Origin of the sequence: Psychrobacillus vulpis, assembly GCF_006861825.1 — a bacterium.
Lineage (GTDB): Bacteria > Bacillota > Bacilli > Bacillales_A > Planococcaceae > Psychrobacillus > Psychrobacillus vulpis.
On record NZ_VDGI01000010.1, the window covers coordinates 32423 to 58558 of the forward strand.

The 26136-nt window shown below is 36.0% G+C and carries 25 protein-coding genes and 1 other annotated feature; of the genes, 23 read left to right on the forward strand and 2 right to left on the reverse strand.

Features of this window, described 5'->3' with window-relative positions:
- Positions 1-6: 6 nt before the first annotated feature.
- The 14 genes from coaE (at position 7) to FG384_RS10345 (ending at position 13160) form a co-directional block, all read left to right on the forward strand.
- Positions 7-600 (forward strand): dephospho-CoA kinase, encoded by a 594-nt coding sequence (gene coaE, locus FG384_RS10280; RefSeq protein WP_142642511.1) that lies wholly within the window; start codon positions 7-9, stop codon positions 598-600.
- A gap of 120 nt (positions 601-720) precedes the next feature.
- On the forward strand, positions 721-1725 hold the full coding sequence (locus tag FG384_RS10285; protein ID WP_142642512.1) for a glyceraldehyde-3-phosphate dehydrogenase: 1005 nt from the start codon (positions 721-723) through the stop codon (positions 1723-1725).
- A 205-nt stretch (positions 1726-1930) separates the two neighbouring features.
- Positions 1931-2314 (forward strand): adenosylmethionine decarboxylase, encoded by a 384-nt coding sequence (gene speD / locus FG384_RS10290; protein WP_142642513.1) that lies wholly within the window; start codon positions 1931-1933, stop codon positions 2312-2314.
- Between the two features lie 116 nt (positions 2315-2430).
- Positions 2431-2895, forward strand: a complete 465-nt coding sequence (nrdR, locus tag FG384_RS10295) for a transcriptional regulator NrdR (RefSeq protein ID WP_142642514.1) — start codon at positions 2431-2433, stop codon at positions 2893-2895.
- A 100-nt stretch (positions 2896-2995) separates the two neighbouring features.
- A complete protein-coding gene (locus tag FG384_RS10300) occupies positions 2996-4351 on the forward strand; it encodes a replication initiation and membrane attachment family protein (protein WP_240793399.1) in 1356 nt (451 codons plus the stop codon).
- A 9-nt stretch (positions 4352-4360) separates the two neighbouring features.
- A complete protein-coding gene (dnaI, locus tag FG384_RS10305) occupies positions 4361-5299 on the forward strand; it encodes a primosomal protein DnaI (RefSeq protein WP_142642516.1) in 939 nt (312 codons plus the stop codon).
- A 197-nt stretch (positions 5300-5496) separates the two neighbouring features.
- Positions 5497-6573 (forward strand): Fe(3+) ABC transporter substrate-binding protein, encoded by a 1077-nt coding sequence (locus FG384_RS10310; protein WP_142642517.1) that lies wholly within the window; start codon positions 5497-5499, stop codon positions 6571-6573.
- A gap of 71 nt (positions 6574-6644) precedes the next feature.
- Positions 6645-8276, forward strand: a complete 1632-nt coding sequence (locus tag FG384_RS10315) for an ABC transporter permease (protein WP_142642518.1) — start codon at positions 6645-6647, stop codon at positions 8274-8276.
- A gap of 1 nt (position 8277) precedes the next feature.
- Positions 8278-8985 carry an ABC transporter ATP-binding protein gene (locus tag FG384_RS10320; RefSeq protein WP_142642519.1) on the forward strand — a complete coding sequence of 236 codons (708 nt, stop codon included), beginning with the start codon at positions 8278-8280 and terminating at the stop codon, positions 8983-8985.
- A gap of 405 nt (positions 8986-9390) precedes the next feature.
- Positions 9391-11322, forward strand: coding sequence for a threonine--tRNA ligase (gene thrS, locus FG384_RS10325; protein ID WP_142642520.1), 1932 nt, complete (start codon positions 9391-9393; stop codon positions 11320-11322).
- A 293-nt stretch (positions 11323-11615) separates the two neighbouring features.
- Positions 11616-12179, forward strand: a complete 564-nt coding sequence (infC, locus tag FG384_RS10330; RefSeq protein ID WP_082355151.1) for a translation initiation factor IF-3 — start codon at positions 11616-11618, stop codon at positions 12177-12179.
- Positions 12180-12209: 30 nt separating this feature from the next.
- Positions 12210-12410 (forward strand): 50S ribosomal protein L35, encoded by a 201-nt coding sequence (rpmI, locus tag FG384_RS10335; protein ID WP_053588661.1) that lies wholly within the window; start codon positions 12210-12212, stop codon positions 12408-12410.
- Between the two features lie 46 nt (positions 12411-12456).
- A complete protein-coding gene (gene rplT, locus FG384_RS10340; protein ID WP_142642521.1) occupies positions 12457-12816 on the forward strand; it encodes a 50S ribosomal protein L20 in 360 nt (119 codons plus the stop codon).
- A 59-nt stretch (positions 12817-12875) separates the two neighbouring features.
- Entirely contained in the window at positions 12876-13160 is a 285-nt protein-coding gene (locus FG384_RS10345; RefSeq protein ID WP_142642522.1) for a DUF1294 domain-containing protein, read from the forward strand.
- A gap of 17 nt (positions 13161-13177) precedes the next feature.
- Here FG384_RS10345 and FG384_RS10350 read toward each other — a convergent pair whose 3' ends face one another.
- Complete coding sequence (locus tag FG384_RS10350) at positions 13178-13561, reverse strand: sigma-w pathway protein ysdB (RefSeq protein WP_142642523.1); 384 nt, start codon at positions 13559-13561, stop codon at positions 13178-13180.
- Positions 13562-13654: 93 nt separating this feature from the next.
- Here FG384_RS10350 and FG384_RS10355 point away from each other — a divergent pair, with 93 nt between their 5' ends.
- The 6 genes from FG384_RS10355 to FG384_RS10380 all read left to right on the forward strand — a co-directional run bounded on the left by FG384_RS10355 (position 13655) and on the right by FG384_RS10380 (position 19662).
- The gene (locus tag FG384_RS10355) at positions 13655-14140 is read left to right on the forward strand and encodes a dUTP diphosphatase (RefSeq protein WP_142642524.1); all 486 of its coding nucleotides are present in this window, start codon (positions 13655-13657) and stop codon (positions 14138-14140) included.
- A 77-nt stretch (positions 14141-14217) separates the two neighbouring features.
- Positions 14218-16125, forward strand: a complete 1908-nt coding sequence (locus tag FG384_RS10360) for a DUF2207 domain-containing protein (RefSeq protein ID WP_142642525.1) — start codon at positions 14218-14220, stop codon at positions 16123-16125.
- A 72-nt stretch (positions 16126-16197) separates the two neighbouring features.
- A complete protein-coding gene (locus FG384_RS10365) occupies positions 16198-17286 on the forward strand; it encodes a M42 family metallopeptidase (protein ID WP_142642526.1) in 1089 nt (362 codons plus the stop codon).
- 144 nt (positions 17287-17430) lie between these two features.
- Positions 17431-18396 carry an ornithine carbamoyltransferase gene (gene argF / locus FG384_RS10370; protein ID WP_142642527.1) on the forward strand — a complete coding sequence of 322 codons (966 nt, stop codon included), beginning with the start codon at positions 17431-17433 and terminating at the stop codon, positions 18394-18396.
- Between the two features lie 559 nt (positions 18397-18955).
- Positions 18956-19165 (forward strand): helix-turn-helix transcriptional regulator, encoded by a 210-nt coding sequence (locus FG384_RS10375; RefSeq protein ID WP_142642528.1) that lies wholly within the window; start codon positions 18956-18958, stop codon positions 19163-19165.
- Complete coding sequence (locus FG384_RS10380) at positions 19162-19662, forward strand: hypothetical protein (protein ID WP_142642529.1); 501 nt, start codon at positions 19162-19164, stop codon at positions 19660-19662. The genes FG384_RS10375 and FG384_RS10380 overlap by 4 nt, the downstream gene beginning before the upstream one ends.
- Positions 19663-19703: 41 nt before the next feature.
- Here the strand turns inward: FG384_RS10380 and sspI are convergent, their stop codons facing one another.
- Complete coding sequence (sspI, locus tag FG384_RS10385) at positions 19704-19910, reverse strand: small acid-soluble spore protein SspI (RefSeq protein ID WP_142642530.1); 207 nt, start codon at positions 19908-19910, stop codon at positions 19704-19706.
- Between the two features lie 182 nt (positions 19911-20092).
- On the opposite strand from sspI, the gene FG384_RS10390 reads away from it, so the two are divergent.
- The 3 genes from FG384_RS10390 to pheT all read left to right on the forward strand — a co-directional run bounded on the left by FG384_RS10390 (position 20093) and on the right by pheT (position 25871).
- On the forward strand, positions 20093-20854 hold the full coding sequence (locus FG384_RS10390; RefSeq protein ID WP_142642531.1) for a TrmH family RNA methyltransferase: 762 nt from the start codon (positions 20093-20095) through the stop codon (positions 20852-20854).
- Positions 20855-22134: 1280 nt separating this feature from the next.
- Positions 22135-22369: a binding site (T-box leader), on the forward strand.
- Between the two features lie 40 nt (positions 22370-22409).
- Entirely contained in the window at positions 22410-23447 is a 1038-nt protein-coding gene (gene pheS / locus FG384_RS10395) for a phenylalanine--tRNA ligase subunit alpha (RefSeq protein WP_142642532.1), read from the forward strand.
- Between the two features lie 12 nt (positions 23448-23459).
- Complete coding sequence (gene pheT / locus FG384_RS10400) at positions 23460-25871, forward strand: phenylalanine--tRNA ligase subunit beta (protein WP_142642533.1); 2412 nt, start codon at positions 23460-23462, stop codon at positions 25869-25871.
- Positions 25872-26136 lie beyond the last annotated feature (265 nt).

Genomic DNA, 26136 nt, shown 5'->3' on the forward strand with positions numbered 1-26136 from the left:
TTACAAATGATTATAGGGTTAACTGGAAGTATAGCAAGTGGGAAAAGTACGGTTTCCAATATGTTAAAGAATTTAGGATATCCAATTATTGATGCGGATGTAGTTGCCCGCATTGTAGTGGAAAAAGGAACGAAAACGCTAGAAACAATAAAGGAAGTATTTGGAGAAGAGATTATTTCAGAAGATGGCTCACTAAATCGTGAAAAATTAGGAGATATCATATTCAATAGTCCACATAAACGAAAGCAATTAAATGACATAATACATCCAGCAATCCGGGAAGAGATGCTGCGACAAAAGGAAGAATTATTAACAGAAGGACATAAAACAATTGTAATGGATATTCCATTATTGTTTGAAAGCAAGCTTCAATCTTACGTAAATAAAATTTTGGTCGTTACTGTGACAGAAGAAACTCAGCTTGCAAGATTGATGGCTCGTAACAATTTTACGTTGGATGAAGCAAAGGCAAGAATTCAATCACAATTGCCGCTTTCTATTAAAGAACAAGGTGCAGATGCAGTTATTTATAATAATGGCACAATACAATCTACAGAGGAACAACTAAAGAAAATATTAGCTATTTGGAAAAGTGAGTAATCTGAAAAAAAAGAAATTTGCGGATTTTTGTATAAGGGCTACATGATTTCTAAAATGTGTTATACTAATGCCAGGTTATAAAATATAAAGTATCACACAGTTACGGGAGGACTTTTTTACATGACAGCTTCAATAGCAATAAATGGGTTTGGACGAATTGGAAGAATGGTATTCCGCCAAATAATTTTACAAGATGATGTAAATGTAGTTGCAATTAATGCTAGATATCCATTGGAAACACTAGCACATTTAATTAAATATGATTCCACACATGGCATTTTCCCTGGAGAAGTCCAAGTTGAAAATGAAGCTTTAATTGTAAATGGCAAACGTGTTCAAATCGTTAATGATCGTGATCCAGCGAATTTACCTTGGAAAGAATTGAATGTTGACATAGTAATCGAATCTACAGGGCAATTTAACGATGGTGAAAAAGCAGCACTTCACCTTACCGCTGGGGCTAAAAAAGTAATTATCACTGCTCCTGCAAAAAATGAAGATGCAACTATCGTAATTGGTGTAAATGACGATAAATTAGATTTAACTAATCATCATATTATTTCTAATGCTAGCTGTACTACAAACTGTTTAGCACCAGTTGCAAAAGTGTTAAATGACACTTTTGGAATTGAAAATGGATTAATGACAACTGTCCATGCATATACGAATGATCAAAACAATTTAGACAATCCGCATAAAGATTTAAGACGTGCTCGTTCTTGCGGACAATCTATTATTCCAACTTCTACAGGAGCTGCAAAAGCGCTAACGCTAGTTCTTCCTGAATTACAAGGTAAAATTCACGGAATGGCACTTCGAGTTCCAACACCGAATGTTTCTTTAGTAGATTTAGTAGTAGATTTGCAGAAAGATGTAACGGTAGATGAAGTAAATGCTGCATTTATTAAAGCATCTGAAGGATCTATGAAAGGAATTCTAGGATTTACAAAAGAACCACTTGTTTCCATTGATTTTAATACAACTACATTTTCTTCCACTGTAGATGGATTAACAACAATGGTAATTGGTGACCGTAAAGTTAAAGTACTCGCTTGGTATGATAATGAGTGGGGTTATTCTGCTCGAGTTGTTGATTTAACGAAAAAAGTAGCTTCTAGCCTTTAATTTTATATCCTCTTTCAAATTTTTTTTGAAAGAGGATTTATTATTTGTTGCATAATTAACTAAAACATCATATAATGAGAATCGTGTACTTCGAGTACATGGACTACTTAAAGGGTTAGGACCTCTTTGGACTAACTTTCCCCCGTGGTAGTCAACTTTGATTATTCTTTTTTACCTAAAATATTATCAAAGGGGGAAACGGACATTGGAAACAATGGGACGTCACATTATTGCAGAACTATGGGAATGCGATTTCGACAAACTTAACGATATGCCATTTATTGAGCAAACATTTGTTGATGCTGCACTTAAATCTGGAGCAGAAGTCAGAGAAGTTGCATTTCACAAGTTTGCGCCACAAGGTGTAAGTGGAGTCGTTATTATATCTGAATCACATTTAACGATTCACAGCTTTCCAGAGCATGGTTATGCGAGCATTGATGTATATACATGTGGTGATTTAGATCCATCAATCGCAGCTAATTATATTGCAGATGCTCTTAATGCTGGAATACGCGAAACGATTGAAATGCCTCGTGGTATGGGTCCAGTTAATGTTCCTAAGTCACGCATGACAGTTCAAGCGTAATAGACTTAAGCCGAATGAGTTAGCAGAGGAAGCGATTCCTCTGCTTTTTCGATTTTATTGAAGAATATTGTTATAATGAATATACAAATTATCGTAAGGAATTAGGAGAGGTAAATATGAGATGCCCAGCTTGTCAGTATAATGGCACAAAAGTTGTCGATTCACGTCCAGTTGATGACAATAAGGCAATTAGAAGAAGAAGAGAATGTGAGGATTGTGGATTTCGATTTACTACATTCGAAAAAGTAGAGGAAACTCCATTAATTGTTGTAAAAAAGGACGGCTCTCGTGAAGAGTTTAGTCGTGAAAAGGTATTGAGAGGATTAATACGTGCATGTGAAAAAAGACCGGTTGCATTAGATCAATTAGAGGATATTGTATTTTCTATTGAAAAAGAGCTAAGAAGAACCGGAAATTCCGAAGTGAAGTCTGAAGAAGTCGGAGAAAAGGTAATGGACAAACTGTCACAGGTTGATGAAGTTGCTTATGTAAGATTTGCTTCCGTATACCGTCAATTTAAAGATTTAAATGTTTTTATAGAAGAACTTAAAGAAATTTTAAAGAAGAATCCATCTTTATAAGAAAAGTGGTAGATGCCTTTTTGTTCCAAGCTTGCGCAGATGGCGTCTGAAGTAAATTTTTATCTTATCAGATATAAAAGGAGAGTAGGTGCAATTGACGATGTTATATAAGGAGCTACAACCAGCTGACATGTATATGATTCGATTGCCATATTCTTTTTCAGACTATGATCGTCAATTATTAACATTATTTTATCAACCATTAGTTGGGGCAGAATGCATTAGTTTGTATTTAACATTGTGGGCAGAGGGAGAGTCAAAAAACGACGAACAATGGCCACATTATCAGCTTATGAATGTATTAGGTGTTTCCATTAGCAAAGTTTTTCAAGCAAGAATTGCGTTGGAAGCGATTGGATTACTTCGTACATGGCAAAAGTCTGAAAGTGATGGACGAATTTTTTATTACGAGCTTTCAGCCCCATTAGATGCAGATGCATTTCTTAAGGACCCTTTATTGTCGATGTTTTTGTTAAATAAAATAGGTGAAAATGCATATAAACAGTTACGCACCCGTTTCATCCAGACGGCGAATTGGAACGATGGATTTAAAGATGTCTCCCGTACATTTGTAGATGTTTTTAAACCATCTACTAAAACAGGTCATTCTGTTTCTTATGAAGATGAATTCGAATCTAAACAAAGAAATTCATCACTTCCTTTTTATTATGAGGAATTTGACTTTTCTTTATTGCAGGAAGGATTATCTGAGCAACTTGTTCCAAAATCAGCGATGACGATTGAAGCAAAGGAAGTAATTGCAAAACTTGCTTTTTTATATAATTTACATCCAGTTGAAATGCAAAAAGTAGTCATTCTGGCCTTAGATGATGAACTACATCTTTCGGAGGCAAGATTAAAAAAAGCATGCGCAGATTATTATAAACTAACAGTTTCGAAAAAGGCTCCTGTCATTCAAAATGTCGCTAAGGTTAAAAAAACTACTGCTATCAATAAAATGCCATTGACGAAAGAAGAGGAGCTTATTCATTATCTGGAAACGACTCCCCCTGCTGCAGTTTTAAAAGATATAGCGAATGGAAAAGAACCGATTTTAGCGGATGTTCAGTTAGCGAACCATTTAGTAACTCATTATAATATGCCAATAGGAGTTGTAAATGTTCTACTCCAATATGTCTTATTGCGAACGGATATGAAATTAACAAAAAACTATGCTGAAAAAATTGCATCTCACTGGATGAGAAAAGATGTAAAAACAGCGAAAGAAGCAATGGAACTCGCTAGAAGTGAACATGAACAGTATATTAAATGGAAAAATGAAGGTTCTAAGCAGAAGAACTATGCGAAAAAACCAACAAGAGAAGAGAAAGTACCTGATTGGTTTTATAAAAAAGATGGAGAAAAGAAACAGTCTGGAATTGAAAGTAATGGAATACAAAATATAGATGAAGAACGAAAAAAATTGTTAGCTGATTTGAATGCATTAAAAAGGTAGGTGGGAAAAGTGGAGCGAATTAATGAAACTTTAAAAAGAGTTGTTCAATCACCAGAATTTTCTTCAAGACTTGAAGAAATGAAAAGAGAAGTATTAGAAAATCCAGGTATTCAAAAATTTTTAGAGGATAATGCAACCGACATTTCAAAGCAGATAGTTGACCGTAGCTTGAGTAAGTTATATGAATATAAGTCACAGTCTCTGAATTGCGCTTCTTGCCAGTCACTAGAATTATGTGTGAATTATATGAAAGGCTACGAACCTAGGTTAGTGTTAGATCGCAATCTAATCGATTTAGAATATGTTCGTTGTAAGCGAGGAATTATTGAGGATGAACGAAGAAAAGTAACTTCTATGATTGATAGTATTCATATGCCAAAAGAGGTAATGGAAGCTCATCTTACTAATGTAGATGTAAATGATGGCAGTAGAGTAGTCGCGGTTCGTGCAGCAGTAAACTTTCTAGAAGAATGGGAGCGGACAAATACATTGCCTACAAAAGGGCTCTATATCCACGGTAAGTTTGGTGTTGGAAAATCTTACTTGCTTGGTGCATTAGCCAATGAATTGGCGGCAAGACATGTACATTCTGTAGTCGTATATGTTCCAGAATTTTTACGTGAGATGAAACAAGCGATTCAAGACCAATCTCTTGCGGAAAAAATAGAGTTTGTTAAAAAAGCGCCTGTTTTAATGCTCGATGATATTGGGGCAGAAACAATGTCAAGCTGGACAAGAGATGAAATACTCGGAACAATACTTCATTTCCGAATGTCAGAACAACTCCCTACATTTATGTCTTCTAACTTTAACTATGACGAATTAGAACATCATTTATCCATTACTCAACGTGGAGAAAAAGAAGTGGTAAAAGCTGGCCGTATTATGGAGCGAATTCGTGCACTTACAATTCCAGTACCACTTAACGGAAAGAATTGGAGAGAATAATAAAAAATAATCTTTTCTGATGAAATAGGATAGGTCCTAAAAGAGAACGAAGATATATATCTTCGTTCTTTTTTTGATTTATAACAGATATAATAATTGATTGAAAATACTATTGCTTTTTAAATATTATCCATTATAATTGAAATTGATAATCGTTTTCAGTGATATTATCGATAATTATTAAGGAGAGAAAATAATTGAAAAAAATAATTAGTTTATTTGTGATAAGCTTGCTTCTTATCCTAGCAGCTTGTGGAAATGAGTCAAGCGATCCTGCAAAGAAGTCTAGTACTACAGAAAAAGAGGAAACGGTTACTGAAAGTAAAGAAGTTAATTTATATACAAGTCGCCATTATGATGTGGATGATGAGCTATACGCTAAATTTGAAAAAGAAACTGGTATTAAAGTAAATGTAATTAAAGGCGAAGCGGATGAGTTATTAGAGCGCATTAAACGTGAAGGTGATGCAACTCAAGCAGATCTTCTTTACACAGCAGATGTTGGTCGTTTGTATCGTGCAAAAGAAGATGGGGTTCTTCAGGCTGGTTCAAGTGAGCTATTAGACAAACAAATTCCTAAGAAATTTCAAGATAATGACCAAATGTGGTATGGTTTGACGAAACGTGCACGTGTTATTATATATAATAAAGACAAAGTAAAACCAGAAGAGTTATCTACATATGAAGCTTTAACGGAAGACAAATGGAAAGGCCGTGTGCTAATTCGTTCTTCAGAAAATGTATATAACCAATCTTTACTTGCTTCCTTTATCGACATTAATGGGGAAGAAAAAGCAAAAGAATGGGCAGCTGGAATTGTTAATAATTTAGCACGTAACCCTGAAGGGGGAGATCGCGACCAAGCAAAAGCGATTGCTGCAGGTATTGGTGATGTTGCTATAATGAATACTTACTATTACGGCCAAATGCTAAATTCGGAAGATCCTGAAGAAGTAAAAGTTGCGGAAGGATTAGGTGTTTACTTCCCGAACCAAGAAACTACAGGAACACATGTTAATATTAGTGGAGCAGGAATTGTAAAGCATTCTAAAAATAAAGAAAATGCTATTAAGCTTCTTGAGTTTTTATCTGCTCCAGAAGCACAAGAAACATTTGCAACTGCAAACTTTGAATATCCTGTAAACGTTGATGTTGAACCTTCAGAACTTCTAAAGTCTTGGGGAGATTTTAAAGAACAAGATATTCCGCTTTCTGTTTTAGGTGACAATAACGCTAAATCTATTATGATTTTCAACGAGGTTGGTTGGAAGTAATTAAGAGTACTCCCTTGCTGATAATTTCGGCAAGGGGTTTCTTGCTATTATAAACTGAGGTGTTTTCTTCGATGAAGAGGCTTATGCTAAATGTAAATAGTTGGACTATTTCAGCATGTTTCATAATTATTTTATTGTTTCTACCCAATCTTACAATTTTGAAGGGAGTTTTTGTTCCCTCTAATGAAAATTGGGATCATTTGAAAAACTTTGTTTTACAAGATTACATACAAACATCTGTTTTATTAGTAGTTTTTACAGCTTTTTTTAGTATCGTAATAGGATTAAGTCTTGCTTGGCTTATTGCACAATATCAATTTCCTTTACGAAACTTTTTAAAGTGGGCGCTAATTTTGCCCTTAGCCATACCTCCATTTATTGGAGCATATACATATCACGGTATAGTAAACTATACTGGTGTAATTCAAAAGACCCTACGCAATGAATTTGATATAGCAGTTAACCCTTCTTTTTTTGATATTATGAATATTCCTGGTGCAATATTTATTTATACGCTGTTTTTGTATCCTTATGTTTATACGATTACGCGCATTTTTTTATCCAATCAATCTGCTTCATTGATCGAAAGTGCTAAAATTCTTGGGAAAGGACCTTGGCAAATATTCTTTCAAATAGTAATACCGATCTCAAGAGTCGCAATCATTGGAGGGTCAAGTTTAGTTGTTCTTGAAGTATTGAATGATTATGGTGTAGTTAAATATTTTGGTATTCAAACATTTAGTACGGCAATATTCCAAACGTGGTTTGGGTTTGGTGACATAGAAACGTCCATTAAATTGTCTGCTTCATTAATGGGATTTGTTATATTAATTTTAGTTTTCGAGAAACTACTTAGAGGAAAAAAACAGTTTAGTTTCGCTTCGACCAAAGTGAAGCCATTGCCATTAATTAAGTTGGTTGGTTTGAAAGCCTTATTTGCAACTTCCTATGTTTCAGTCATTTTTTGTTTCGCATTTTTAATTCCAGTTGCTCAGTTAGTGAGTTGGTTTATATTAACTTTTGGAAAAATTCCAATCGATGAATTTTTTCTCCATATAAAAAATTCAGTACTTGTAGCTGGAATTAGTGCAACGATAATTATTTTTTGTGCGCTTATTGTAGGGAACTTCAGTCGCATAGTCAAAGGGAAATATGTAAAATTACTTCCTAAGGTTACTGTGCTTGGTTATTCGATTCCTGGTGCAGTTATTGCTGTTGCAGTAGTTACTTCATTTATTGCATTAGATCGTTTTCTCTCTCCTCTTTATTCAGCTATGGGAATAGATTCAAAGCTTGTTTTAAGTGTGAGTATAGTAATGTTAATTACTGCTTATATCATTAGATTTTTTGCTATTGGTTACAATGCAATAGAATCTGGTTATGATAAAATTGGTGTCGATTTTAGTCATGCATCTCGTATGCTTGGGGCAGGTTTGATAAAAACATTTGTCAAAGTGGATCTTCCAATGATGAAAGGTGCCATAATAAGTGGATTTATCCTTGTTTTTATAGATATTATGAAAGAAATTCCATTAACTTTAATATTGCGTCCGTTTAATTTTGATACACTTGCAACAAAAGCTTTTCAGTACGCAAGTGATGAAAGAGTCATGGCAGCTTCACAAGCTTCTCTTTTCATTATTACGATAAGTGCAATTGCCATTTTTGTGTTTCATTATTTACTTGAAAAGGAGCCAAGATAAGATGTTTATAGCAATTGAAAATGTATGCTTTTCTTATTCTAACTCGAAAGAAAATGCAATTGATGGGTTTAGTATGACTATTGATAAAGGTGAAGTGATTTCGATATTAGGAAGAAGTGGTAGTGGCAAAAGCTCCATTTTACGTATTTTAGCAGGATTAGAATTGCCAACTAAAGGAACATTTAAGATAGCTGATAATATATTATTTAATCATAATATTTTTGTTCATCCGGAAAAGCGTGGGATTGGTTTAGTTTTTCAAGATTATGCCCTGTTCCCTCATATGACAGTAATTGAGAATATTAAGTTTGGCTTATTTAAATTAAGTAAAGATGAAAAGAAAAAAAGATTGAAGGAAGTTTTAGAATTAGTAGAATTAACAGGCTTTGAAAATAGGTACCCGTATCAATTGAGTGGTGGTCAACAGCAACGAGTTGCGATTGCGCGAGCACTTGCGCCAAAGCCAAATCTTCTACTTCTAGATGAACCTTTTTCAAATTTGGATGCAGAATTACAGTATAAAATTCGAAAAGATTTACGTGATATATTAAAGAAAGCTAATATCACATCTATTTTCGTAACACATGATGAAAATGATGCTCATGCTTTAGCAGACAGAATAGTGAAAATTGATAAAGGTAGAATTGTCAAGATTGGTAGACCTTGCGATATGCTAGGTACCCCAATTAAAGATGGAGTATTGCAATAAGGGTGAGCAAAAAATGCTTGCAATTTTTTTTACTCACTAGTATACTTTCTTCCATAAGTATATTTGATGCGTTGAAGAGGACAACAATCAGTTTGTACGACTTTTTAGAGAGAGAAGCCTTGGCTGTAAGCTTCTTAAGTATCGGCAATCGATTTACCACCTCGGAGCAGTAGCTGTGAATTCATTTAGCAACTACCGGTCACCGGCCCGTTAGCCGATGCAGAGCTTCGTCTATTATTTGTATGGATAGACAGAAGAAGGGTGGAACCACGATTGAACCTCGTCCCTTTTTAGGGACGGGGTTTTTTTATTGTTTTTACAAAAAAATGTTAGTGTTGTTCTACTTAGTTTGTACCTAATTTCTAGGTACCCTGCGCTTTTCTAATTATAAAAGGAGTGTTCAAAATGTCAGATGTTATTAAGTTAAAATTTCCAGATGGAGCAGAAAAGGAATTTCCAATTTCTACAACAACAGAAGAAATTGCTCAATCAATTAGCCCTGGGTTACGCAAAAAAGCATTGGCTGGTAAATTAAGTGGACAATTGATCGATCTAAAAACTCCAATAACAAAAGATGGAGATATCGCAATTATTACACCAGAATCAGAAGAAGCATTAGAAATTTTACGTCACAGTTCAGCACATTTACTAGCACAAGCAGTAAAACGTCTATTTAAAGACGTGAAACTTGGTATTGGTCCGGTTATTGAAAATGGATTCTATTATGATATCGATTCCCCAGAACCAATTACTGCAGACGATTTAGCGACAATCGAAAAAGAGATGAAAAAAATTATCAATGAAAACATTGAAATTATTAGACATGATGTCTCTCGACAAGCAGCATTTGAAAAATTCAAAGCAATAGATGATGAATATAAATTAGAGCTATTAGAAGCAATTCCAGAAGACGAGCAAGTATCTATTTACGAGCAAGGTGATTTTTTCGATCTTTGCCGTGGTGTCCATGTACCATCAACTGGTAAATTAAAAGAATTTAAATTGTTAAGTATTGCAGGAGCATATTGGCGTGGAAACAGCGACAATAAAATGCTTCAACGTATATACGGTACTGCATTCTTCAAAAAAGAAGATCTTGCACATCATCTACAAATGCTAGAAGAGGCAAAAGAACGTGACCATCGTAAAATTGGGAAAGAACTAGATTTGTTCATGAACTCTCAAAAAGTGGGTCAAGGTTTGCCACTTTGGTTACCAAACGGTGCAACAATTCGTCGAGTAATCGAACGATATATCGTAGATAAAGAGCTTAAACTTGGCTATAAACATGTGTATACACCTGTACTTGGATCTAAAGATCTTTATGAAACATCTGGTCACTGGGAACACTATCAAGATTCTATGTTCCCTCCGATGGAAATGGATAACGAAACATTAGTATTGCGTCCGATGAACTGTCCACATCATATGATGATTTTCAAAAATGGTATGCATTCTTACCGTAATCTGCCGCTACGTATCGCTGAGCTAGGTACAATGCATCGTTATGAAATGTCTGGTGCTGTTTCAGGATTACAACGTGTACGTGGAATGACTTTGAACGATGCTCACCTTTTCGTGCGTCCTGACCAAATTAAGACTGAATTCCAAAAAGTAGTGGAGCTAATCATTTCTGTCTATAAAGATTTTGACTTAAAAGACTATTCATTCCGTCTATCTTACCGTGATCCACAAGATACAGAGAAATATTTCGATGATGATGCAATGTGGGAAAAAGCACAAAATATGTTAAAAGAAGCAATGGATGAGCTTGGATTAGATTATTTTGAAGCGGAAGGCGAAGCAGCGTTCTACGGACCGAAATTAGACGTTCAAGTTAAAACTGCTATTGGTAAAGAAGAAACGTTATCAACTGTTCAACTTGACTTCTTGTTACCAGAACGTTTCGATTTAACTTATGTTGGGGAAGATGGTAAACCGCATCGTCCAGTTGTAATCCACCGTGGTGTTGTTTCTACAATGGAGCGATTTGTTGCATTCTTAATCGAAGAATACAAAGGTGCATTCCCAACTTGGTTAGCACCAGTTCAAGTAGAAATTATTCCAGTTTCCAATGAAGTGCACTTCGATTATGCTAAACAAATTGAAGGAAAATTAGTTGCCGCTGGTTTACGTGTAGAAATGGATGACCGCGAAGAAAAACTTGGTTATAAAATCCGTGAAGCACAAATGCAAAAGATTCCATACATGCTTGTTCTTGGAGATAAGGAATTAGAAGCAGGTAATGTTAACGTACGTAAATACGGTGAACAACAATCAGAAAGTATTCCATTTGAAGAATTTTTAGTACGTATTCAACAAGAAGTACAACATTAAAAAGAAAAGTGGAAGCTTCTGTAGCCTTTAAATTCTAAATCAAAAAATATTGTTGACACAGTATATGTGTCATGGTATAGTTATTAAGGTTATTGAATACAAGTTTGTGGTATAAGAAGAGGCTGCCCGCTTCTCACCTGTTTGACACATTATGTTGTTGACTGGTAAGCACACGATCGACTGTAACATGTAGGTTGCTACATGTCTCATATCGGCGGGCAGACATAAATCTTATGTCTGTCCGCTTTTTTGTTGGATCGAATCGGCGTAAGTAATTCGTTAATTCGGAATTTATGCCCAAACCATGTATTCGCGACACTATTTGGAGGTGGATTGTTATTAGCAAAGACATGTATGTAAACGATGGCATTCGAGCACGCGAACTACGAGTTATAGATCAAAATGGTGATCAGCTTGGTTTAAAAACACGTAATGAAGCTCTTGAAATTGCAGGTCGTGTAAATTTGGATCTTGTCCTTGTGGCTCCTCAAGCCAAGCCGCCGGTCGCTCGTATCATGGACTATGGTAAATTCAAATTTGAGCAGCAAAAGAAAGATCGTGAAGTTCGTAAAAATCAAAAAATCATCGTAATGAAAGAGGTTCGTTTGAGCCCAACAATCGATGAACATGATTTCCAAACGAAATTGAAAAATGCGATCAAGTTCCTTGAAAAAGGAGATAAAGTGAAAGCATCTATTCGTTTTAAAGGTCGTGCCATTACTCATAAAGAGATTGGTCAACGAGTATTAGATCGTTTTGCTGAAGCTTGTACGGAAGTATCCACAATCGAGTCAAAACCGAAAATGGATGGCCGTAGCATGTTCTTAGTGCTTGCACCAAAGAACGAAAAACAGTAATAGAGTACAATTGTTTAGGAGGAATTCGACATGCCGAAAATGAAAACTCACCGTGGAGCTGCGAAACGTTTCAAAAAAACGGGTACAGGTAAATTAAAACATGACCGTGCTTTTGGAAGCCACTTATTCGCTAACAAATCTACTAAAGCTAAACGTAAACTACGTAAAACTAAAGTAGCTTCTTCAGGCGATTACAAACGTATCAAAACTTTACTTACTTACATGAAATAATAAGAGAAATTCAATCATTCGAAAGAATAGCAGGAGGTAATGAACTATGCCACGCGTAAAAGGCGGAACAGTGACGCGCAAGCGTCGTAAAAGAGTATTAAAATTAGCTAAAGGTTATTACGGTTCAAAACATACACTATATAAAGTAGCAAACCAACAGGTTATGAAATCTTTAATGTATGCATACCGTGACCGTCGTCAAAAGAAACGTGATTTCCGTAAATTATGGATTACACGTATCAATGCGGCAGCTCGTATGAACGGACTTTCTTACAGCCGTTTAATGCACGGATTAAAATTAGCTGAAATCGAAGTTAACCGTAAAATGTTAGCTGATCTAGCTGTAACTGATGCAGCAGCATTTACACAACTTGCAGATGCAGCAAAAAAAGCTATCAATAAATAATAATTCACAAAAAGACTGATAGAAGCTCTATCAGTCTTTTTTGTACTAGGAGTTATATGATGACAGAAATAATCCTTTTCTTTATATTTATCATGTCTTTTATTGCTTTTGTAGTAATGGGCTATGATAAATCACAAGCTAAAAAACATGGAAAGAGAGTTCGAGAGAGAACCTTGTGGATGCTAGCCATATTTGGTGGTGGTATTGGTGCTTATGTAGGAATGCAAATGTTTCGGCATAAAACAAAGCATACAAATTTTCGTGTTGGGTTCCTAATGCTATTAGTTTTATATGCTTTTTTAATATTTTGGATAGTAAAAACCAACAACTCTTTTATCATATGAGCTGTTGGTTTTTATCATTATTCATCTTTCATTAATTGCTCTATTGGACTCTTCCAGTTGATTTTGGCTGATGGGTAATTCATTTTAATTTCGTTTTGTAGAAAACGGAAATCACCTTTTGTAAAGCCTTGCAGCTTTGAAGAATCCTTTGTCCACACGAAAATAGACACTACTTCAAATGCTTGATCTGTAGTACCTAAATATTTTTCTCCTTCAAATAGGGCACCTTTATACGTAATGAAAAAGTTTTTTCGGACATTTTTTATATCATCATAAAAATAATACTGTTCTTTTTCGTATGCCTCGTCCAGTTTTCGCTTAGGATCAAATAAATAACGAAGAATTTTATAAAAAGCATATATTATAATGACAATTATTAGCAATCGAAGTAAATGGATCATAACAAATGTCCTCCTTGTAAAATACATAGTAACTGCTATACGATAGAGAAGGTAGTTTGGTTTCAAAATAAATTAAAATTTTTGGAGGAAATAATGAATTTAGAAAAACTTTTTACGATGCAGCAGGCATTAGACGAATATATTCAATCAAATAAACAGGTGAAGGAAGATGTATTTTCGAAAAAAGGGCTGGCTTTACTTGTAGAATTAGCAGAACTAGCCAATGAAACAAGATGTTTTAAATTTTGGAGTGAGAAAGGCCCATCAGGGCAATATGTAATACTTGAGGAGTATGTGGACTCGATCCATTTCTTACTTTCACTTGGAATTGAGAAAGGATTTACTGATCTAGAAAGTTGGCCTATCGAAAATATAGAGGCTGAGTTAACGGATCTTTTTCTTTTAACAAATGAAGCAATAATATCATTTTTGAAATCTCCAACTAGAAATAATTATGAAAAAATGTGGGTGCTGTATGGAGCAATCGCTAAGAACTTGGGCTTTAGCGGTGAAGAGGTGTTACAGGCATACATACAAAAAAATGAAACAAATTATGAACGCCAGAAAAGTGGTTATTAAATAATTTCTATGAAACCAAATCAAACGCAAACCGTAAAAATTACTAGAATTATAAGTATTTTTTGGAGGTGTTGCCAATGAAAAAGATGGTTGCCATAATTGTATTATTACTTATGACTTTTTCCTTTAGTGGGATTGCAGAGGCAAAGTCCTATTCAATCGATTCGGTACATATTAAATCATGGATTCAACCAAATGGAGATCTTTTAGTTAATGAAGTATTTACTTATAATTTTGACGGGGAATTTAATAATCTCAGCCGATCCTTCCCTAAAATACACGATAATAATGTAATAAACTTCTATGCTTATGAACTATCTCAATTAAAACCAGAGCCTGGTTTTATAGATGATGCTACGCTCAAACAATTAAAAGTATCTAAAGAGAATGGAGTTTTTCGAACTAAAATAAATAAAGAGAATCAACAAGTTTCATTTTTATATGTATATACATTAAAAAATAGTATAAAAGCATATGATTCTTATAGTGAATTGAAAGTAACCTATTTTGAGAATGTGGATGCACATGATCAGAACATTAATAATGTGATAATTGATTTTATTCTTCCAAGCACAACGGATCCAACTAATTTTGATGGTGTGCTATTTGATAGAAATGCAATGAAAACTGAAAGGTCACAGTACGGAATTAGATTTAAGACACCAATTTCGGAAGCATACACCGAAACAAAGACAAGCTTTTTCTTTCCATCTTCCATGATGACTAATATGAAAAGAACGATTGCTCCAATTCCTTTACAACAAGCATTAGAAAATGAAAAGCAAAAACAGAAAGAAATGGAAAAGCGTATTTCTTATTTAGATAAGCTTCTTGTAATTATCCCAAAAGTTACGCAAGGTATACTTATAGTCGTCATTATTCTTTTTTTATTACCACAAAGGCATTTTTGGAGAAAAGGTTCAAAAGAGGATGTAATGAATACAGATATTTTATATTTATACTTTGTTGATCGAGCTGGTAAGCCAAATACTAAAACATTTTTGGCGGGGTTATTTTCGATGGTAGAAAAAGGGGCTGCGACTGTAAGGAAGACAAAAGCAGCACTGCGTTTCAAAGAAGATTCTCATGCACCAAAGGAAACACTGGATTTTCGATTGGTTAAAGGAGCATTAGCAACTTCTGATTTTGAGAAACAGATGATTGATTGGCTTTTTACAACAAGGAGTAACTCCAGAAAATGGGCATTTCATTTACATGACGCTGCTGGTGCTGCTAGAAATAGCAAGACGTCCAGTTATTTTCATGGAAGAGTAAAAGACTTTAAAAAGAAGCAGATGAAATGGCATCGGTTAGTAGAAAGAGATTTAGAGGAAGCGGGAACTTTTAATCGTATGCTTCCCTTCATAATACTAAGCCTGGCAACAATCATATTATCTACAATGACAGCTTTTTCCTATTATGCAGACTTACAAAGCGGTTGGGGAATTGGATTTGTATTAGGTCTAACATTATTGTTTCTACTAGTATTATGGGTAAAAAAACGTCCAAATATATTTTTTAGTATATATATTATTATTATGTACTTTGCAACAACTCCTCTAGTTAATAATAAATTAGTCGATATTTTAGTGAATTTGTTATTCATGGTCACGGTTTTATATATAGTACTTCCAAGAAACATATTATCCATGAATGCAGTTCGTGCAAAGGATGCAATACGTTCATTTAGAAGTAGCGTTAAATCAGGAATACCTGTTCATTTAAGTGATAACGATCAAGAAAAATGGGTTATCAGATCGTACCTACTTGGTAGAAAAAATAAAATAAAATCTTCTGTGCAAGATGTATCGGCTCCTCTTGCTGCCTTGTTATTAACATCAACGGATCCAATTGACTATGTCACTCAGTCATGGAAATGGACTAAAGCTGCTTCATCTGATGGAGGAGCCTCGTGGGGAGGATCTTCTAGCGGAGGAGCTGGAGGAGGTAGCGATGGTGGTGGCGGCGGAGCTGGAGCAGATTAACCTGTTGAAATTTTGAAAATACAAACGTTTTAGAATATAATGGATAAGAATAATATTTAGGAGGTCGAAATAATGACGAAGCTAGATGAAACATTAACTATGTTAAAAGATTTAACGGATGCAAAAGCAATTCCGGGAAATGAACGCGAAGCACGAGAGGTTATGGAAAGATACATAGCACCTCATGCGGATAAAATCGAATATGATAATCTAGGAAGTTTAATCGCTGAAAAAGTCGGCGATGCAAATGGTCCTAAAATTATGGTTGCAGGACATTTAGATGAAGTTGGATTTATGATTTCTAAAATCGATGATAAAGGTTTCTTAAGTTTTCAAACAGTAGGTGGCTGGTGGTCACAAGTAATGCTCGCTCAACGTGTAACAATTGTGACTCGTAAAAGGGGAACAGTTACTGGTGTCATTGGTTCGAAACCTCCACATATATTAACTCCTGAAGCACGTAATAAAGCAGTAGATGTAAAAGATATGTTTATCGATATTGGTGCTTCTTCCAAAGAAGAAGCGATAGAGTGGGGAGTATTACCTGGAGATATGGTTGTTCCTTATTTCGAATTCTCAGTAATGAACAATGAAAAATTACTTTTAGCAAAAGCATGGGATAATCGAATTGGTTGTGCAGTTGCGATTGACGTATTAAAAGGATTGAAAGATGAAAATCATCCGAATATTGTATACGGTGTAGGAAATGTACAAGAAGAAGTTGGTCTTCGAGGTGCTAAGACTTCTACTGTAAAAGTTAAACCAGATGTTGGCTTTGCAGTTGATGTTGGAATTGCAGGAGATACACCTGGGATTACAGCAAAAGAATCGACTAGTAAGATGGGAGCAGGTCCGCAAATCATTTTATTTGACGCATCAATGGTGTCACATAAAGGATTACGTAACCTTGTAGTAGACACTGCTGAAGAAAATAATATTCCTTACCAATTTGAAATGATTCCTGGCGGTGGTACAGACGCAGGGGCTATGCATATTACATTAGATGGAGTACCTGCACTATCAATCGGAATTGCAACCCGTTATATTCATTCACATGCAGGTATTCTACATCGTGATGATTATGAAAATACAGTAAAACTAATAATAGAAGTAATAAAAAAATTAGATCAAGATACAGTAAACAAAATTAAATTCGAATAATAATGGACGTCTAGAAGGGTTTTAATACTTACACTTCTAGACGTTTTTATTATAATAAAAATGTATAAAAATTCAATTGACTTTATGTTTATTCATAATTATAATAGGTGATACATAAATATACGTTAAAAGGAGTTTTTATAAATGAAATTACTTGAGTGGGTATACTTAAAAGTTGTCGATAGTTTAAAGGGTAAAGATCTACTAACACTTTTAGATTACTCAAAAGAGGAAGTGAGTGAGTTAATCCAACTGGCAGACGATTTGAAAAAATTGACGAAGGCAGGTAAGTGTCCCCCTTTATTAGAGGGTAAAACATTAGGAATGATTTTTGAAAAACATTCCACACGTACTAGAATTTCATTTGAAGTTGGCATGAAGCAATTAGGTGGGAACGGAATGTTTATGCATGCACGTGATCTTCAAATTGGCCGAGGTGAATCTGTACATGATACAGGGCATGTATTATCCGGTTATTTAGATGGAATTATGATTCGTGCGAATTCACATGAAATGGTGAAAGAACTTGCTGAACACGCAAGCATTCCTGTTATTAACGGATTAACCGATATGTATCACCCTTGCCAAGCGTTAGCTGATATTTTAACGATTTATGAAGTGAAAGGGAATATGAAGGGATTAAAGATTGCCTATATTGGAGATGGAAATAATGTTGCCCATTCTTTAGTAATTGCGGCTGCATACATGGGGATGCATATTGCTGTTGCAACACCAATTGGATACGAACCAAATGATGAAATTATCCAAAAAGCCACTGCGATCGCACTAGAAAACGGCGGCTCTCTATATGTTTCAAATGATCCATTAGAAGCAGCTGTAAATGCAGATGTTATTTACACAGATGTTTGGACCTCAATGGGGCAAGAAGAGGAAGCAGCTAAACGACTTGCAGACTTCAAAAACTTTCAAATTAATGATGAGCTTGTAGCAAATGCAAAATCAGACTATATGTTTTTACATTGCTTACCTGCACATCGAGAGGAAGAGGTTTCAACTTCTGTGATCGACGGACCAAACTCTTATATTTTTCAACAAGCTGAAAACCGCTTGCACGCTCAGAAAGCAGTGCTTGCATCAGTAATGGCATAGATAGTAAATGAAACACCGGGATGAACTGGCAGGGTTTGCCACCATACCGTAAATAGTCTAACGCGATGTCGATCGTCAAGATGGATGGCTTCATCGCTACATAGGAAGAGTGATTCGGGAGACGCTGAATCACTCTTTATTATATTTTAGGAAATTATAAAATTCTGTACATAAGTTATATTCCTACAAGCGCTTCTTCGTCCAGACTCCAGCGCCTAGTCCTCGAGGTCAAATGTAAATAGCTGCAGTGACTTGAGTTACTTTGCCCCTCGCATCTTTTCGGAAATCATGTGACAGTCGTATGACCTTCGCCCTCCTACAAGTTCAAACTGTTAAAGCTTTGGGGAATGAAGGAATTGATACTGTCTTATTCTAATACTCCAGAAATCACATCTTCCAAAAGGTAATGTACTTAAAATAAACAGGGAATATAACTCGTATTAAAATATCAAATAAAAGTTAAGTTGAATTAACATAATGTTAATAATAGTTGACTTTATGTTAACAATACATTACATTATGAATATAATAGTTAACATCTCGGAAGAAGGTTTTTTAAGTGCTCAAAAATCGTGTAAAAGAATTGCGTGCAAGATTTAGTTACACACAAGGTGAACTAGGGGAAAAAGCTGGGGTGACAAGACAAACGATTGGATTTATTGAGAAAGGTGATTTTTCACCATCCATTACGCTCTCTTTAAAACTTGCTCATATTCTAGAGTGTAAAGTGGATGAACTATTTTGGTTAGAAGGAGAGGAATGGAAATGAAAAAAGATTTTCGGGTTCAGTACCCACTATGGCAAATTGGTTTTATGTTAATTTTTATGTTATTTGCTCTTGTATTAACTGGAGCAGTAACTAATTTTGTTAATGATGCAACTTCATTTTCTTATTCAGTTGAACTAGGAGCATTAGAAGGATTAATAATGTTATTAATCATACCACTATACTTAATTTTACTTATTGCATTTACCAGTAAGTTATCTAAATTCAACAAAGAACATCCGACAAGTAAATTAACAATTTGGAGAAATAGACCTTTAGAGTATGTAGAAGATGATGAAGCTTGGCAGATGATAACTAGAAACGCAACGCAAAAGGTATACACTTTCTTTTCATGGTCATTGCCATTATCAGCAGTTTTCCATTTATTTGTTCCGAGTTCAAGCTTACTAATCATTATAAATATCGGAATTCTTTCTTTATTTCAATATCTCATTTATTATTTCCATGTACGAAAACATGTAAAAAGCGAAGATGAATAAAAAACAATCCGTGAAGAGCTACTCTTCTTCACGGATTGTTTTTATTTGAATGCAGTTGCAAGTTCGTTTAATACAGAATCTCGTTTTGTATCATCCGCCATCTTCCACCATTTTTCAAAGAATACGCCAAGACCAGGAAGTAAATGTTCTTCGCCTCTTTTAATCGCATCTTCTACTACTTCGCGAATATCGGTTGCTGAATTACCTTTCATATTCGCCGAAATTGCTTCCCGAATTTGAAAATCCATTTTTCATCACTCCTCGCAATTATCTTCCCCAAACTCTCGCAAGCTATACATGAATTTGTTACACTTATTTAAGATTAGAGAAAGTTGCCGTATAGTCATTGTACTAGCAACTGAAGACTAGACAGATACTAAGGAGAAAGTTATACTTTGTTATCTTTAATAAAAAAGGCGGTTACTTATATATGAAACGAATTGAATCCCCACAAAATTCACTAGTAAAGCATTGGAAAAAGCTATTAAGTGTTCGAAAAGAACGAGATAAAACAGGCGAATTTATTATAGAAGGTTATCATTTGGTAGAAGAAGCAATTCAGAAAAAAGAAAACGTATTAACGATCATGATAAGTGATAATTGTAATATTCCATTGAGTTGGGATGTAGAAAATTTAGAAGTAGTAGAAATAAATGAAGTGATAAAAAACGAACTTGCTGAAACAGAGCATACACAAGGAATATTTGCACATTGTAAACAAAAAACTGTGGAAGGACAAGAACAGTTGGACTGGAATCGTCTCCTATTAATAGACGCTGTTCAAGACCCTGGTAATATTGGGACGATGATTCGTACTGCAGATGCAGCGGGAATAGATGCAGTTATTCTTGGAAAAGGGTCTGCAGACGCATACAATCCTAAAACACTACGTTCTGCACAAGGATCACATTTCCATATTCCCGTTGTAAAAGGTGACTTACATGAATGGGTGGAGCAGTTAAAAAATCGAAATGTAACTGTTTATGGTACTGCTTTAGAAAATTCTACACCATTTAATGAAGTAGTGAAAAGTAATACGTTCGCTCTAATCGTTGGAAATGAAGGTAGTGGTATTGACAAAGAGCTACTTCAACAAACTGATCAAAATATTATAGTGCCACTTTTAGGACAAGCCGAATCATTAAATGTAGCAGTTGCAACAGGAATACTATTGTACGGATTGTCATTATAACGCGCAAATAAAAACAATATCGCAAGTAAGTGATGAAATGTTGTGCATTATTGAAATAATGCGTATTAAGGTTCTAATTAAGTTACCGATAGGATTTAGCGCTCTGGCGTTCGCTTTCCGCGGGCGCTGCCTTAGCCTCCTCGCTACGAGGGCACTGAAAAAGTGTTATTCTAATAAATTTTCTATCAAATAGTCGTTAAGAGAATTTATCGCTTTGGCATTCGCTTTCCGCGGGCGAGCGACGAGCCTCCTCCTTCGCTCTGCTTCGTGCGGGGTCTCGTCTGTCTCGCTTTCCCGCAGGAGTCTCATGCGTCGCGCTAAATTCTCTTAAATAAATACAGCAAATAAGTTCTACCAAAATACTAATTCGAGTTTTTCAGTGCCCTCCTCGCTACGCTGCGGGGTCTTCGGCTAACGCAATTCCCGCAGGAGTCTCACGCCGCCGCTTTGAATCAGATATTAAGTAGTTTTTCTATGTTTTAATTCAGTAAATTGCAATAATCAATAAGCGGTTCATTGGAAGCAACCAATTCAATTTTAAGGTTCTAATTAAGTTGCCGATAGGATTTAGCGCTCTGGCGTTCGCTTTCCGCGGGCGTTGCCTTAGCCTCCTCGCTACGCTGCGGGGTCTTCGGCTAACGCTATTCCCGCAGGAGTCTCACGCCGCCGCTTTGAATCAGATATTAAGTAGTTTTTCTATGTTTTAATCCAGTAAATGGCAATAATCAATAAGCGGTTCATTGGAAGCAACCAATTCAATTTTAAGGTTCTAATTAAGTTACCGATAGGATTTAGCGCTCTGGCGTTCGCTTTCCGCGGGCGTTGTCTTAGCCTCCTCGCTACGCTGCGGGGTCTTCGGCTAACGCTATTCCCGCAGGAGTCTCACGCCGCCGCGCAAAATCCGATATTATGTAGTTTTTCAATGTGTGACTCCAGTAAATGGCAATAATCTACAAGCGAATCATTGGAAGCAACCAATTTTGATATTGTATTATGCATAATTTAGAAGATGCGTAACATTTCGAAGTATACGCGTAATACTTATTGGAAAATCTTATCAGATAAATAAAGCGGATATAGTTGCCGTAGCGCGTAGTGCCGCATGGCCGAAGTCATGAGACCCACTCGTGCGCAGCACGAGTTGGCTCATGCAAGGTGCGGCTAGCGCGAAGGCTTACAAATCCTAAATGTCACTGTATAAGTAATTGTTGCACATAATATAAAAAAGTCATACTTGAAGAAAAGTTTAGAACTCCGTATAATAGACTATAATTTGATATATAAAAGCTGTCATCGGGAAAAGTATATATGACGATTCGATATAAAGGGATTTTACACCTTGACTGAAAGTGTAAAAGGAGAATGCATATAGAAGTTCACCCCGCTAGCTGCCACCGGGACCAGCAAATGCTGTAAAGGTGTGCCGGTGTAGAGCCGTTAGTCGAATTGAGTGATTGCACATTTTTATCGTGCAATAATCAGGGTGGTACCGCGAAATTAGTCCTCGTCCCTTTTATAGGGGCGGGGTTTTTTATTTTGGAAGGAGGAAGAAAAGATGGAAGCACAACTTCAACAGTTAAAAGAAGAGGCATTACAGAAAATTGAAGCTTCTCAAAATGTGAAAGAATTAAATGATGTGCGTGTTGCATATTTAGGAAAAAAAGGACCGATTACGGACTTACTAAAAGGAATGGGTAAGCTTCCTGCAGAAGAACGTCCGAAAATGGGGGCACTTGTCAATCTAGTTCGTGAAGAAGTAACAGAAGTATTAGAAGCTCGTATGACTCTTCTTCAAGAACAAGCAATTCAAGAGCAATTAGAAAAAGAATCCATTGACGTAACATTACCAGGTCGTCCTGTGAAAACAGGAAATCATCATCCTTTAACTCGTGTAGTAGAAGAAATTGAAGATTTATTTATTAGCATGGGATACGAGATAGCAGAGGGACCTGAGGTAGAAAAAGACTATTACAACTTTGAAGCGTTAAACTTACCAAAAGGTCACCCAGCACGTGATATGCAGGATTCTTTTTATATTTCAGAAGACATTCTACTACGTACTCACACGTCTCCGGTACAAGCGCGTACGATGGAAGCAAAACAAGGAAAGCCAATTAAAATTATTTGCCCAGGTAAAGTGTACCGTCGTGATAATGACGACGCGACACATTCACACCAATTTACACAAATCGAAGGCCTTGTTATTGGTGAAAATATTCGCATGAGTGATCTAAAAGGAACACTTTCTGTATTTGCGAAGAAAATGTTTGGAGAAGATCGTGAAATTCGTTTACGTCCAAGTTTCTTCCCGTTCACTGAACCTTCAGTTGAAATGGATATTTCTTGTTTCAAATGTGGCGGCAGTGGCTGTAACGTTTGTAAGAAAACTGGTTGGATTGAAATTTTAGGAGCTGGCATGGTTCATCCAAACGTTCTAGAGATGGCTGGATATGATTCGAAAAAGCTTTCTGGCTTTGCATTTGGTATGGGACCAGAACGTATTGCAATGTTGAAATATGGAGTGGAAGATATTCGTCATTTCTATACAAATGATGTGCGTTTCTTATCGCAATTCCACCGAACAGAAGTGTAAGGAGGAAATGACATGTTAGTTTCTACGAAATGGTTAGCGGAATATGTGAATACACAAGGACTTGATCCGAAAGAATTAGGGGAAAAAATTACTCGTTCAGGTATCGAAGTCGATGCAGTAATAGATCGTTCTCACGGAATGACAAATGTAGTAGTTGGGTATGTGAAGGAATGTGTGAAGCATCCAGAAGCAGATAAGTTGAATATTTGCCAAGTTGACGTTGGAGAAGAAACAACACAAATTATTTGTGGAGCTCCAAACGTTGCAGAAGGGCAAAAAGTAATTGTTGCTAGACCAGGAGCAGTACTTCCAGGTGGTATGAAAATTAAAAAAGCAAAACTTCGCGGAGAAGAATCGAACGGTATGATTTGTTCTCTTCAAGAGCTTGGTATTGAGGGAAGACTTGTTCCAAAAGCATATGCAGAAGGAATTTACGTGCTACCTGAAACAGCGACCGTTGGAGAGAGTGCACTTCCACTACTTGGATTAGATGATACTGTGCTTGAACTTGGTTTAACACCAAACCGTTCGGATGCTCTAAGTATGCTAGGGGTAGCGTATGAAGTAGGTGCGATTTTATCAGAGGATATGAAATATCCAGAAGCAGGATATACGGAAAGCAATGAAAAAGCTACTGATTATTTAAGCTTACGAGTAGATGCAATGTCCGAAAATCCAATGTACGTAGCAAAAGTAGTAAAAAATGTGCAAATTAGTGAATCACCACTTTGGCTACAGCACCGCCTAATGGCAGCTGGCGTTCGACCACATAACAACGTAGTAGATATTACAAACTACGTATTGATGGAATACGGTCAACCACTTCACGCATTTGATTACGATCGTCTTGCAACGAAAGAAATCGTTGTTCGTCTTGCAAATGAAGGCGAGAAAATAGTCACACTTGATGATCAAGAGCGTACACTTAAATCGAATCATTTAGTCATTACAAATGGTAAGGAGCCAGTTGCACTCGCAGGAGTGATGGGTGGAGCAAATTCCGAAGTACATGACGGTACAACGACGGTAGTAATCGAATCTGCTTACTTTGCTAGTGGAACTGTTCGTCAAACTTCAAAAGACCATAGCTTACGCAGTGATGCGAGTGCTCGTTTTGAAAAAGGTGTCGATCCGAATCGCGTGATTGCAGCAGCTGAACGTGCGGCAAGTCTGCTAGCAGAACTAGCTGGTGGAGAAGTATTAGCTGGATCTGTAATTGTTGACGAATTAGATAAAGAGCCAGTTGAAGTTGTTGTATCTCCGGACTTTATCAATAATCGTTTAGGTATGAAAATTTCATTAGAAGAAATGACTTCTATCTTAACGAGACTAAAATTTGACTTTGAAGCTGCTAATGGGTTTTTATATATTAAAGCTCCAACTCGCCGTCAAGATATTAAAATTGAAGAAGATATTGTCGAAGAAATTGCTCGTATGTATGGCTATGATGAAATTCCAATGACATTACCAGTGGGAGAATCTATTCCTGGTGGACTAACATCTTACCAAGCAAAGCGTCGACAAGTACGTGCTTATTTGGAGGGTGCTGGCCTTTATCAAGCAATTACGTATTCATTAACTTCTAAAGAAATGTCTCAAAAATTCGCTTTAGAAACTGCTCCAGTAACGGAATTATTAATGCCAATGAGTGAAGAGCGCAGCACACTTCGTCAAAGCCTAATCCCTCATTTACTTGATGCAGTTACTTATAATACTGCCAGACAAGCAGAATCTGTAGCACTTTATGAAGTAGGATCTGTCTTCTTAGGTGAAACTGAATCAGGTCTACCTCATGAACAAGAACATTTAGCAGCAGTAATTGCTGGTAAATGGGTGGACCATAGCTGGCAAGGTGAGCGAAAAGCAGTCGATTTCTTCGTGTTAAAAGGAGTTGTCGAAGGATTAATGGAACTCCTTGGACTATCAAAAGAACTTACTTTTGAGCGTGCTATCGTGGACGGATTACATCCAGGACGTACTGCTTCTATAAAACTTGCAGGTGAAGAAATTGGTCTAATCGGTCAATTGCATCCATCTGAGCAAAAAACACGCGACTTGAAAGATACGTATGTAGTGGAATTAAACTTAGCCAAAGTATTGAATAAAGAAGTCGAAGTATTGTATCATGAACCGGTTTCTAAATTCCCTTCGATCTCACGTGATATTGCATTAGTAGTAGATAGCGAAAAAGAAGCTGGCGAACTTCAAGCAATAATCCAGTTATCGGGTGGTAGACTATTAAAAGGTGTGCATCTTTTCGATTTATACGAAGGAGAAAAAATGGAGCCAGGCAAAAAATCGGTTGCTTTCTCTCTAACTTATTTCGATCCAGAGCGTACATTAACAGACGAAGAAGTTGTAAACGCACATAACAAAGTATTAAAAGCACTTGCAGAACAAGCAGGGGCAGAGTTACGCGGATAAGAATATGGAGCAGCACCAATAATGGTGTTGCTCCATTTTTTCTTTTCAACGATTTATTGTTGATTATTATTCTTAGTGATAATAAGTGTTGTCCATATGAAAAGAATGATTTTGTCTATTGAATAATTAGGATAAAAAATGAAACTAATGTAATAGGAATACCTACTCGTTTATTAAATCATATGACAGGTGGATTAGAAAATATTGTAGTTAATATTGGTATAATAGGAGACATAATAAGAGACCGATATTGTATGTATTGGGT

What these genes read in the sequence shown, in the direction of transcription:
- coaE (WP_142642511.1), top strand. Translation starts at nt 7, where the DNA reads ATGATTATAGGGTTAACTGGAAGTATAGCAAGTGGGAAAAGTACGGTT.
- FG384_RS10285 (WP_142642512.1), top strand. Translation starts at nt 721, where the DNA reads ATGACAGCTTCAATAGCAATAAATGGGTTTGGACGAATTGGAAGAATG.
- nrdR (WP_142642514.1), top strand. Translation starts at nt 2,431, where the DNA reads ATGAGATGCCCAGCTTGTCAGTATAATGGCACAAAAGTTGTCGATTCA.
- FG384_RS10300 (WP_240793399.1), top strand. Translation starts at nt 2,996, where the DNA reads ATGTTATATAAGGAGCTACAACCAGCTGACATGTATATGATTCGATTG.
- FG384_RS10315 (WP_142642518.1), top strand. Translation starts at nt 6,645, where the DNA reads ATGAAGAGGCTTATGCTAAATGTAAATAGTTGGACTATTTCAGCATGT.
- FG384_RS10320 (WP_142642519.1), top strand. Translation starts at nt 8,278, where the DNA reads ATGTTTATAGCAATTGAAAATGTATGCTTTTCTTATTCTAACTCGAAA.
- thrS (WP_142642520.1), top strand. Translation starts at nt 9,391, where the DNA reads ATGTCAGATGTTATTAAGTTAAAATTTCCAGATGGAGCAGAAAAGGAA.
- infC (WP_082355151.1), top strand. Translation starts at nt 11,616, where the DNA reads ATGCCCAAACCATGTATTCGCGACACTATTTGGAGGTGGATTGTTATT.
- rpmI (WP_053588661.1), top strand. Translation starts at nt 12,210, where the DNA reads ATGCCGAAAATGAAAACTCACCGTGGAGCTGCGAAACGTTTCAAAAAA.
- rplT (WP_142642521.1), top strand. Translation starts at nt 12,457, where the DNA reads ATGCCACGCGTAAAAGGCGGAACAGTGACGCGCAAGCGTCGTAAAAGA.
- FG384_RS10345 (WP_142642522.1), top strand. Translation starts at nt 12,876, where the DNA reads ATGACAGAAATAATCCTTTTCTTTATATTTATCATGTCTTTTATTGCT.
- FG384_RS10350 (WP_142642523.1), bottom strand. Translation starts at nt 13,561, where the DNA reads ATGATCCATTTACTTCGATTGCTAATAATTGTCATTATAATATATGCT.
- FG384_RS10355 (WP_142642524.1), top strand. Translation starts at nt 13,655, where the DNA reads ATGAATTTAGAAAAACTTTTTACGATGCAGCAGGCATTAGACGAATAT.
- FG384_RS10360 (WP_142642525.1), top strand. Translation starts at nt 14,218, where the DNA reads ATGAAAAAGATGGTTGCCATAATTGTATTATTACTTATGACTTTTTCC.
- FG384_RS10365 (WP_142642526.1), top strand. Translation starts at nt 16,198, where the DNA reads ATGACGAAGCTAGATGAAACATTAACTATGTTAAAAGATTTAACGGAT.
- argF (WP_142642527.1), top strand. Translation starts at nt 17,431, where the DNA reads ATGAAATTACTTGAGTGGGTATACTTAAAAGTTGTCGATAGTTTAAAG.
- FG384_RS10380 (WP_142642529.1), top strand. Translation starts at nt 19,162, where the DNA reads ATGAAAAAAGATTTTCGGGTTCAGTACCCACTATGGCAAATTGGTTTT.
- sspI (WP_142642530.1), bottom strand. Translation starts at nt 19,910, where the DNA reads ATGGATTTTCAAATTCGGGAAGCAATTTCGGCGAATATGAAAGGTAAT.
- FG384_RS10390 (WP_142642531.1), top strand. Translation starts at nt 20,093, where the DNA reads ATGAAACGAATTGAATCCCCACAAAATTCACTAGTAAAGCATTGGAAA.
- pheS (WP_142642532.1), top strand. Translation starts at nt 22,410, where the DNA reads ATGGAAGCACAACTTCAACAGTTAAAAGAAGAGGCATTACAGAAAATT.
- pheT (WP_142642533.1), top strand. Translation starts at nt 23,460, where the DNA reads ATGTTAGTTTCTACGAAATGGTTAGCGGAATATGTGAATACACAAGGA.